Raw genomic sequence first — 10,609 nt, 5'->3', positions numbered from 1 at the left:
CAGCCGCAGGTTCCCCTACGGCTACCTTGTTACGACTTCACCCCAGTCATCGGCCACACCGTGGTGAACGTCCTCTTTGCAGTTAGACTATCCACTTCTGGTGCAACAAACTCCCATGGTGTGACGGGCGGTGTGTACAAGGCCCGGGAACGTATTCACCGCGGCATTCTGATCCGCGATTACTAGCGATTCCGACTTCATGGAGTCGAGTTGCAGACTCCAATCCGGACTACGATCGGCTTTTTGAGATTAGCACCCTATCGCTAGGTAGCAACCCTTTGTACCGACCATTGTAGCACGTGTGTAGCCCTGGTCGTAAGGGCCATGATGACTTGACGTCGTCCCCGCCTTCCTCCAGTTTGTCACTGGCAGTATCCTTAAAGTTCCCACCCAAAGTGCTGGCAAATAAGGAAAAGGGTTGCGCTCGTTGCGGGACTTAACCCAACATCTCACGACACGAGCTGACGACAGCCATGCAGCACCTGTATGTAAGCTCCCGAAGGCACCAATCCATCTCTGGAAAGTTCTTACTATGTCAAGACCAGGTAAGGTTCTTCGCGTTGCATCGAATTAAACCACATGCTCCACCGCTTGTGCGGGCCCCCGTCAATTCATTTGAGTTTTAGTCTTGCGACCGTACTCCCCAGGCGGTCTACTTATCGCGTTAGCTGCGCCACTAATCCCTCAAAGAGACCAACGGCTAGTAGACATCGTTTACGGCATGGACTACCAGGGTATCTAATCCTGTTTGCTCCCCATGCTTTCGTACCTCAGCGTCAGTGTTAGGCCAGATGGCTGCCTTCGCCATCGGTATTCCTCCAGATCTCTACGCATTTCACCGCTACACCTGGAATTCTACCATCCTCTCCCACACTCTAGCTAACCAGTATCGAATGCAATTCCCAAGTTAAGCTCGGGGATTTCACATCCGACTCAATTAGCCGCCTACGCACGCTTTACGCCCAGTAAATCCGATTAACGCTCGCACCCTCTGTATTACCGCGGCTGCTGGCACAGAGTTAGCCGGTGCTTATTCTGCGAGTAACGTCCAGTAGCTGGTAGTATTAATACCAGCACCCTCCTCCTCGCTTAAAGTGCTTTACAACCATAAGGCCTTCTTCACACACGCGGCATGGCTGGATCAGGGTTCCCCCCATTGTCCAATATTCCCCACTGCTGCCTCCCGTAGGAGTCTGGGCCGTGTCTCAGTCCCAGTGTGGCGGATCATCCTCTCAGACCCGCTACAGATCGTCGCCTTGGTAGGCCTTTACCCCACCAACTAGCTAATCCGACTTAGGCTCATCTATTAGCGCAAGGTCCGAAGATCCCCTGCTTTCTCCCGTAGGACGTATGCGGTATTAGCATCCCTTTCGAAATGTTGTCCCCCACTAATAGCCAGATTCCTAAGTATTACTCACCCGTCCGCCGCTAAGATAAGGTGCAAGCACCTCACCTCCGCTCGACTTGCATGTGTTAAGCCTGCCGCCAGCGTTCAATCTGAGCCATGATCAAACTCTTCAGTTAAAATCATTTTGCGTCTTAGTTAAGACAAGACGCCAATTCTGGCTCATCAATTACTGACAAACTCTCTCAAATAAACTTCGAGTAATTTAAACCAATCAATCAATGATAATATTTCGATCAATTAATTAGTAAAAATCCACACAAGTTGTTCTTCTATATTCTTAATGATCTTCTTCATGCTTCGTCAGCATCAAGCTAGGTCGGCTATATTACTCTCAATCTCTTAAAAGTCAACAGGCAATTTAGATATTTTTAAAACTCATTTTACTCAACCAAAATATCAATCAAATCCCTCAAGACCCAACCAACACCCTGTTTTTCAACAAGTTTTTATCTGCATCACCGCCGATGAGTGCGCATTCTACAGCATTCCACAACCAACGCAACCCCTTTTTTTAAAGATCTCACTCCATCGTCTATGTTTTGATCATATTCGACGGGTTTGATTATTTCTTAAGCAAACAAGGCTGAGCTTGAAGGAATTCATCCGCAAGAATTTGTGTTTGGTTTTTTTCTTGCCAATTTAAAGGTCGAATATCAATATATTCGCAGTACGCGCTTTCACCTTCAAAGTCCTGATCGTATAAACGCGCATGATAACGAAAGCTTCCAGCAAAACCCGCCCCTACTCCGAATTTATAATCCCCTCGACTTTGTGCTTTGATTTCAAAAATGGGCTGTCCATTTTCCTCTACATACCAAGAAAACTCTCGAGGAAGGTACATTTGACGATGATTTGGCGTGGTAATCTTTGGGTAAACACGATGAACATGAAAGTAGACTTTTTTATCAATAAAGAGGTTTTCTCCATTGATGCCACGCAAATAAAATCTGGAATAAATGATCTGATTCCATTGATTGCGCACCTGACTCAAAATCACTTGTGTGTTTTCATTTAGATTGATCAGTTGATGCGTATAAAATGCCAATGGAAGATAAGGAATATTTGCAGCACGGGCATAATCAAAACTTCCCATACCACTAATTTCATAATGTTGATTTTGATATTTTAAATGTCCTTGGCAATGACACAATATTGACCAATGTTCAAATAAATTCCATTTCAATGGGACAAAGTGAGTAATGTTTTCCGTCGTTTGAATTTTGAGATTCAACTCTAACTCACGATCCTGACGTTGAATTTCAAAATGTGGAAAATTTCCTTTGAACTGGTCAATTTGATCAAATTGGTAATGGTATGGATGGATTTGACACTGCTGGTTAAGCCAATAACTTTTTAAATGTCCTATCTGATGTGGACTCACTGCCATCATTACGCTGGCTGTATTGGAAGCTTTATCTTTGATAATACTTGGATTATGAAACAATGGAATTTTGGGTTGACCCAGCAAATTAATAAAATTAAAAAAGTGAAGAGGTGCTGGTAGATTAGGTAGAATCAGTCCATGATAAACGACTTTAAAACGTCCTTTCGGCGGATGATAAGCAAGCAAAGCGGTTTGGCTGAGTTTGAGGTTCAGGCGTGTAGACTGTTCTAGCGAACTCATCAACATTTGCATACTGAACCTCACTCATAAGCATTATGTCTTTATAGTAGGACTTTGTTTACGTGCGAACAAGGTTGTCACAAAACCTGAAATTGCATAAATAATGGATACGATTAAAATCCCCATTGGAATATTGTAAGTAATTGCTGCAAAAATCAGCACAACGGGCAACATCACCACAAATGGCACACGTTTACGATCCATTTGTTTAAAAGAATAATATTTAATATTTGAGATCATTAAGATCGCAACAATGACCATGTAGATTGCATAAGCGATTTGTACCTTAATATCACGAATATCGAAAACAAACGGATAATCTCGACTGACCCAAATCAGGGTAATCACCAATATTGCAGCCAATGGACTGGCGATACCGATAAAATAGCGTTTATCCACCACACCAATTTGCACATTAAATCTCGCCAAACGAAACGCAGCACAAGCGGTATAAATAAAGCAACATGCCAAGCCAATACGACCTAGATCATGCAAGCTCCAGCTATACATCAAAATAGCAGGCGCAACACCAAACGCTAATAAATCGGATAATGAATCGTATTGCTCACCAAACGCACTTTGCGCACCAATTGCTCGTGCGACACGTCCATCGAGTCCATCCAGTAAGGCTGCAAGAAAAATCGCATAAATGGCTTGTAAAAACTCACCATTCATACTCGCAGTAATCGAATAAAAACCTGAAAGCAACGCAGCAGTCGTGATCAAATTTGGCCACAAATAGATCCCACGGCGTTTAACTTTTTGGCCTTCCTGAGTCTGTTCCTCTTCAACTACTTCAAAGGTAATACCATCAAAAGGATGGTCATTCTGAGTTGATTCATGGTTAGGCTTTTGTATGTTTGTCATTGTTGTTGATCTCAAATATGCTTTGAATGATAAGTTTTACTCACCTACAAGCCAGCGAACTGCGGCATGACCGCCATTTTCCTGCATACGCAAATGTGGAAATAACCATTGTAAGGCGTGATCGGCATCTTCTGAAAATTGCCAAGGTGGATTAATCACCAATAAACCACAACCATTTAAACCTACTGGCGTATCATCGGGCCAAACACAAATCTCACAAATGAGCTGACGGCGAATGCCCGTTTTCATCATTTTCTTTTCAAAACGCTCAATCATGGCGCGATCCTTAATCGGATACCAAACAGCAAATACGCCTGTTGGCCATTTTTTATAGGCATTTTGCAAAAGCTCAACCAATTGTGGAAAGTCCTTACGCTCCAACTCATAAGGCGGATCGATCATGACCAAACCACGTTTTTCTTTTGGAGGAATCACACCAAGTAAACCCTCGTAAGCATCACGCTCATGCAAACCCATGCGTTTATCGCGAATATTTTGACGAAGTTGTTGGAAGACATCGCGTTGCATTTCAAAAACAGTGGCTTTATCTATCTCACGCATCGCTTGCAGGGCAAACCACGGCGATCCAGGATAAGTTCCCTTACCTTGTTCAGCGCGGATATTTTCAACCAGTTTGAGATATTGTTGTACGCCCTCAGGAGCCTGACGTTTTTCCATATCTCCCAGTTGAACCAGTCGATGAATACCCGTTAAAAACTCACCTGATTTTTGTGCAGGTGCCAGAGATAAATCATATTTTCCCGCACCAGCATGCGTATCAATATAACGATAAGGCTTATCTTTCGCGTTTAAACGTGTTAACAATTGAAGCAAGAGTACATGCTTCATGACATCAGCAAAGTTGCCCGCATGGAAATGGTGACGGTAATTCATTTTTTACATTAATTCCTCAGATTAACGTGTATTTTAACATGAAAAAAAGCAGTTACGTGTGCATGAGTTGTTTTAGAATAGCGAAAGCTCACACTGGATAAGTTTTCTTTGGTGGGTTTATTTGATGATTGAGAGGCAAAATGCAGCAAATTTCTGAATCGATTCAGCATGACATCGAACAAATTCTGGATGATTTAGACCAGCATGGCTTTGCTATCGTCAACCAAACACATTCAGCGCCATTTACCAGTCAATTGTTAGATGAATGTCTATTCAATTTAAATCAGTTCCGCGAAGCTGCCATTCAAAATGGTATCGTCAGTAAAATTCGTAGTGACCATATTCTCTGGATTGATGAAAAATTAAAGATTGCGCAACAGCATATCGACTTGCTCCAAAATTTTTCACAGGCATTTAATCGTGCTTTTTTTCTTGGGATTCAATCTATTGAAGCGCATTTTGCTTGTTATAATGCGGGCGAGTTTTATGCCTTACATCGCGATAATCCCCAACAAAAAAATGATCGAATGATTTCAGCCGTTTATTATTTACATCCAGAATGGCAACCCGATTGGGGCGGACAACTGCGCTTACAAGATAAAAATGAACAATGGCATATCATCGAGCCTGAACCTAATCGTCTGGTGATCTTTCAAAGCGATTTATTACACGAAGTATTAAGTTCTAAGCGGCAGAGACTTTCCATTACAGCATGGCTACGCAGTGGCAACTCCATTTGGTCTTCTAAATAGTGATCTGGATAAATAGTGATCTAAAAATATGCCATCAAAGCTGCAACACTGCGTTTCACCCGTATACACTTTTAAAATCGCCGAATAGCCTCATATAATGACGATAAACCAAGAGGATGAACCACATGCTAGATACAAGCAAAATGATTGTTGAGCGCATCGGAGAAACTGATCAACACTACCTTGCGGGCAATACACCTGAACTTGCACTGGAACGTGGGGATTTACGTTTACAATTGGTTGAGATCAGTCGCAACCGTCAGGAACGTGTGCACTTTTTACATGAAGCGATTGCGATTTTAGAGACATCTCGCGTTGAATTTGATGAAATGCCTATGTCGCTTTATATAGATTTGTCTTTACAATTGACCAAAGCCTATATGATGTATTATGAGCTGAATCGTGAAGCAAAATTTGCCACGATTACTCAGCAAATTTTAAAACCTTTGGCGCATTTACAACATGGTGATGTATTGTTCTTTTTGGCTTATGCGTCTGCGGTTAAAACCGAGTATGCACTGGCACGGCATTGGCTAGAAAAATATAGCCAATGCACTGAGTTTGATCTGGAGTTAATGCAACATCATTCAGCTTTTACTCAATTGCATCAACACGATTGGTTTAAAACACTAATTCGATCAAAAACACATTAAACTGAATCATGGATCCTAAAGCCTAGGCTTTAGGATTACTATCGATATGTAACTGTTGATTGAGTTCATCAATGACAATCGCCCAATCATCATCTTTATCAATGTGGCTTTGTAAAAACTGACGCTGTCCTTCGCTCCAGAATTCTGCATCATGCAGCTCTACATCTGCCGAAAGTTGATGTCCTTTAATGAATTGATCCATCGCACTTTCACTGGCATCCAATCCAAGCTGCTCAAATAATAATTCTAAAGTGGGTTGTTGTTCGAACATTGTTATTCTCCATGAATCAACTGACCTAAGTTAAGCTTCACGTTAACCACAATACGCTGTTTTGTCATCTATATCCGTTTAATCTTCTTGTTATTTTTTGTTTTAAATCATCATTATGCAAAAAAATATGATCATAAAAAAAGCACCCCTTTAAGGAATGCTTTTTGACGATTAGAAATCGTTTTTAATTATTTTAACATGTCTGCAATTGCAGCACGTTCTTCTTCAAGTTCTTGAAGTGTTTTGTCCATACGTTCACGGCTGAATGCGTCAATTTCAAGACCTTCAACACGTTTGTATTCGCCATTTTCACAAGTAACAGGCACACCATAAATAACGCCTTCTGGAATACCATAAGAACCGTCAGAAGGAATACCCATCGTTACCCACTCGCCGTTTGTACCCAAAGCCCAATCACGCATATGGTCGATTGCAGCATTTGCAGCAGAAGCAGCAGAAGACAAACCACGCGCTTCGATGATCGCAGCACCACGTTTACCAACAGTTGGAAGGAATACGTTCGCATTCCAATCAGCATCATTGATTTTGTCTTTTAAGTTTACGCCATTTGCAGTTGCAAAACGGTAGTCCGCATACATGGTTGGAGAATGGTTACCCCAAACTGTAAGGTTTTTGATATCAGCAACCGCAACACCTGCTTTTTGCGCAATTTGAGTCAAAGCACGGTTGTGATCAAGACGAAGCATTGCAGTAAAGTTTTTCGCTGGAAGATCTGGAGCAGATTTCATTGCGATGTAAGCATTGGTGTTTGCTGGGTTACCCACAACCAATACTTTCACGTCACGGCTTGCTACTTCGTTAAGCGCTTGACCTTGACCGATGAAGATTTCACCGTTCACTTTCAACAAGTCAGCACGTTCCATACCAGGACCACGTGGACGAGAACCTACCAACAATGCGTAGTCTGCATCTTTAAATGCAACTTTAGGATCATCAGTACCGATCATGCCAGCCAACAATGGGAAAGCACAGTCGTCAAGTTCCATCATTACGCCTTTAAGCGCTTGTTGAGCTTTCTCAACTGGAATTTCAAGCAATTGCAAAATCACTGGTTGATCTTTGCCTAACATTTCACCGCTTGCGATACGGAATAACAAGCTATAACCAATTTGACCTGCAGCGCCAGTAACGGCAACACGAACGGGTTGCTTCATGTAATTATCTCCAATTGAGGATCGTTAAGATGATTAAACAGATAGTCTATTTAATCTAATAATCATAAACGGCAAAGATTGTACTCCAAACCCACAAGAGATGCATTTAAAAGAGAATGAATTTCAACAAAAGTCTGATAGAAAATACAAATCAATTGCGACCAAGTGATTAATAACTACCTTTAATTGTGAACTCATTTGGACAATTGGACACCACATGACTAGAACATTGCTTATAGGTTCCATTGACCTGATAACAGACCTGAACTTCTGTCAAAATCTGTTCTGAACGTGAAGATTCACAACTCAATCGAATACCATTGGCAGGTAAAGAAGGATTTAAGCGAACAAACTGTTGTTGTAGATTATTTTTCTGAATTTCCTTATTGATTCCACTGGTTAAATCCGCAGGAATTTTCAAACGCTCTGCATAATTAATAATCATTCGGAAATACTGACTGGCGGACATAGGAATACAACCGCCAATACTACGCCATAATTGTGCGCGGGCATTTTCATCAGGCATGACACGTGCCACAACTTTGGCTTGTAATGGTGATAATGTAGGAGCAGAAGTAGTTTCACAACTCGAATGACTGGTTTCAGGCAGCAAGCCTGTAATGGTTAGGGAATATCCTTCCAGACATTTACGCTGTTTTTGTCGCGAAGAATCTAGCGCACATACCGCAGGTGTCATTTGAATTTGCATGACATAGCCTTGTAAGCGTGGTGATTCGGCATATAAATTCGGAGCAAATAAAATAACATTTACCCATAATACGCATCCCGTCAACCATGAAAGACAATGGTATGTAAAACTTTTCTTTTTCATCGAACTAAAAACTTAACCGTTATCATAAGAAGCGCCATCCTGTTTTAAGGTGTGCTACGAACAGGAATGGGAAGCATGCGTTGTTCTATCGATTGAGGCCCCCGCCCCAAAAGAACACCATAATGTGCAGCATTGGTCATAACATGCTTTACATAATCTCGTGTTTCAAGTAACGGAATACTCTCCGTATATTGATCGGCTGACAAAGCTTGAAAATCAGGCTGCCAGCGGCGAGCACGATTTGGCCCAGCGTTATATCCTGCGGTTGCCAGCACGGGATTACCACTTAACTGCCCCTGAATCATGGATAAATAAAATGTTCCATAACGCACATTGGTGTTCATATCAGTCAAGGCAGCAGGGTTGTAAGTCTCACCCATTTGTCGGGCAATCAGTTTTGCTGTATCAGGCATAATTTGCATGAGTCCACCTGCCCCGACATGCGAACGTGCAGAGGTTACAAAGCGACTTTCCTGACGCATTAAACCATAAGCCCACGCAGGATCAATTCCTGCATTTTGACTATGATTCACCACCGTGACTTGATGGGGCATCACATAACGATAGGCATAATTATGTTTATTGACCGTACGGTCTGCCGCGTAAATCGCACGATCATACCAACCCATTTCACTGGCACGTTGCGCAGCAGCCAGCAATAAACCATCATCTTGTTTTAAGTAAGCCTGACGTACTGCCCAGTTCCATTCACGATTGACATAGTTATCCGGCGCATTGACATTGCGCAAAGTAAAAGCACGTCGAAAATGAATATCTTGATTCAATCGTTGTAAATCATTATTAGTCGCTTGGGTGTAAGCTGGAATATCATTGTATTTTTTCCCCAAATGATCCCGCGCCAACAAATTATGATAGTCATCACCTGACTGAACCAATTTTTGATAAATCTGCTGCGCTTGTTGTTTTGCCTGCCGATCATTGCGCTGTTCTAAAGCACGCGCTAACCAATATTGCCAGCGATCTTCTTGCTTTTGACTGACCGACATGCCATCAATGGCACGAATCACACTTTCCCATGAACCAAAGCGGATGGCTTGGCGCGCATACACTTCCGCTTCTTCTGGACTGAAGGGATAGCCATAACTTAAATCAAAACTATTTAAAACTTCACGATTAAAGTTATTTTTCATGACTGTGGTACCGCCGATGTACCCCACCGTGCGATATAAATATTTTTGAACATCGGGCGGTGTGCCTTCTGCAAGCCGCTTTACATTGCCCAATGCTGAAGTTAAATCACTATCTGCTAAACGACCTAAAGCAAAAATTAGATAGGCATAATCGGTCTGAGAAGTTTTAGGCGCAGACCATAAATAATTCAGTGGATTGGATTGAATCTGATTCAATTGTGCAAGAGATAAACTCATGCCTAAAGTTTGCGCAGTGGACAGAGCCAGTCCCGATTGACCTGCTCGTAACTGCCCCCACAAACGTTGTTGTTTATCCTGCGCAGACATCAGTGGGCTGGATTGCATCATGCGTCCCAATCCGTTACAGGACTCAGGTTGGGTATTGGTAGTGAGCCAGACATCTTTATACTCAGCAAATACCAGTGGATCACCTGAACTGGCGCGAACTTGTGCCACAGCACAGCTTTCAGCACGATCTGGATTGGTTACATACGGCAATACAGGTTGAGCAGTTGCCAAATCTCCTTGTTTAACTTTTTCTTCGACATAATCTGCCGATAATTTTTCAGCCATCGCAGAGTTAGGATAACGCTTGGCAAAATTAATAATGGTGGTGGCAGGCTGCAATCCTAAATCAGTGTTAAGTTTCCAATATTCTGGATAATAACCTAGCACATCATTTTGCATGGAAAATTGGTATTGATCGAGCGCAGTTAAATCGCCTGCATTGGCAGCACGTAATGCATCGTTAAATTGTTCCTCAGCAGCAAAAGCCACAGATGCTGAAAGTGATGTTAAGACACTGATCGCACTGGTATAAATCCATTTATTTTTAAAGAAAACTGCCACTGAAAATTTACTCTTTTTTTTCCATGCCATAGACGCTTTTTTAAACCCCAATCACTTCTGCGCTCTGCTAGTGTAATTACTCTTGACGCCCGCTACTGTTGTGTTATGTAAACTGCTGATTCAGCAACAGTAA

At 42.2% G+C, this 10,609-nt stretch carries 9 protein-coding genes and 1 rRNA gene; 2 read left to right on the top strand and 8 right to left on the bottom strand.

The window, feature by feature from the left end; translation table 11 throughout:
* From J500_RS07665 to J500_RS07650, 4 genes are all read right to left on the bottom strand, one after another.
* Positions 1-1,524: ribosomal RNA gene (locus tag J500_RS07665) — 16S ribosomal RNA — on the bottom strand; the annotation flags it as partial.
* Positions 1,525-1,970: 446 nt separating this feature from the next.
* The gene (locus J500_RS07660) at positions 1,971-3,044 is read right to left on the bottom strand and encodes a DUF6670 family protein (RefSeq protein WP_034698978.1); all 1,074 of its coding nucleotides are present in this window, start codon (positions 3,042-3,044) and stop codon (positions 1,971-1,973) included.
* A 21-nt stretch (positions 3,045-3,065) separates the two neighbouring features.
* Positions 3,066-3,899 carry a CDP-diacylglycerol--serine O-phosphatidyltransferase gene (gene pssA, locus J500_RS07655; RefSeq protein WP_004985472.1) on the bottom strand — a complete coding sequence of 278 codons (834 nt, stop codon included), beginning with the start codon at positions 3,897-3,899 and terminating at the stop codon, positions 3,066-3,068.
* A 36-nt stretch (positions 3,900-3,935) separates the two neighbouring features.
* Positions 3,936-4,793 (bottom strand): 23S rRNA (adenine(2030)-N(6))-methyltransferase RlmJ, encoded by an 858-nt coding sequence (locus tag J500_RS07650; RefSeq protein ID WP_034698976.1) that lies wholly within the window; start codon positions 4,791-4,793, stop codon positions 3,936-3,938.
* Positions 4,794-4,933: 140 nt separating this feature from the next.
* Here J500_RS07650 and J500_RS07645 point away from each other — a divergent pair, with 140 nt between their 5' ends.
* Together J500_RS07645 and J500_RS07640 are read left to right on the top strand one after the other, a co-directional pair.
* The gene (locus J500_RS07645) at positions 4,934-5,545 is read left to right on the top strand and encodes a 2OG-Fe(II) oxygenase (RefSeq protein WP_005002081.1); all 612 of its coding nucleotides are present in this window, start codon (positions 4,934-4,936) and stop codon (positions 5,543-5,545) included.
* A gap of 125 nt (positions 5,546-5,670) precedes the next feature.
* Positions 5,671-6,198, top strand: coding sequence for a hypothetical protein (locus J500_RS07640; protein WP_034698974.1), 528 nt, complete (start codon positions 5,671-5,673; stop codon positions 6,196-6,198).
* A gap of 22 nt (positions 6,199-6,220) precedes the next feature.
* Here the strand turns inward: J500_RS07640 and J500_RS07635 are convergent, their stop codons facing one another.
* From J500_RS07635 to J500_RS07620, 4 genes are all read right to left on the bottom strand, one after another.
* The gene (locus J500_RS07635; protein ID WP_034698972.1) at positions 6,221-6,469 is read right to left on the bottom strand and encodes a DUF2789 family protein; all 249 of its coding nucleotides are present in this window, start codon (positions 6,467-6,469) and stop codon (positions 6,221-6,223) included.
* A 188-nt stretch (positions 6,470-6,657) separates the two neighbouring features.
* A complete protein-coding gene (locus J500_RS07630) occupies positions 6,658-7,644 on the bottom strand; it encodes a malate dehydrogenase (protein ID WP_004985458.1) in 987 nt (328 codons plus the stop codon).
* Positions 7,645-7,813: 169 nt separating this feature from the next.
* Positions 7,814-8,476, bottom strand: a complete 663-nt coding sequence (locus J500_RS07625) for a ribonuclease T2 family protein (RefSeq protein ID WP_034698970.1) — start codon at positions 8,474-8,476, stop codon at positions 7,814-7,816.
* 44 nt (positions 8,477-8,520) lie between these two features.
* The gene (locus J500_RS07620; protein WP_034698968.1) at positions 8,521-10,506 is read right to left on the bottom strand and encodes a lytic transglycosylase domain-containing protein; all 1,986 of its coding nucleotides are present in this window, start codon (positions 10,504-10,506) and stop codon (positions 8,521-8,523) included.
* Positions 10,507-10,609 lie beyond the last annotated feature (103 nt).

Origin of the sequence: Acinetobacter sp. 479375 (assembly GCF_000581715.1) — a bacterium.
Classification (GTDB): Bacteria; Pseudomonadota; Gammaproteobacteria; order Pseudomonadales; family Moraxellaceae; genus Acinetobacter; species Acinetobacter ursingii.
Note: the sequence above shows the minus strand (reverse complement) of the source record. Positions and strands in the feature narration are given on the sequence as shown.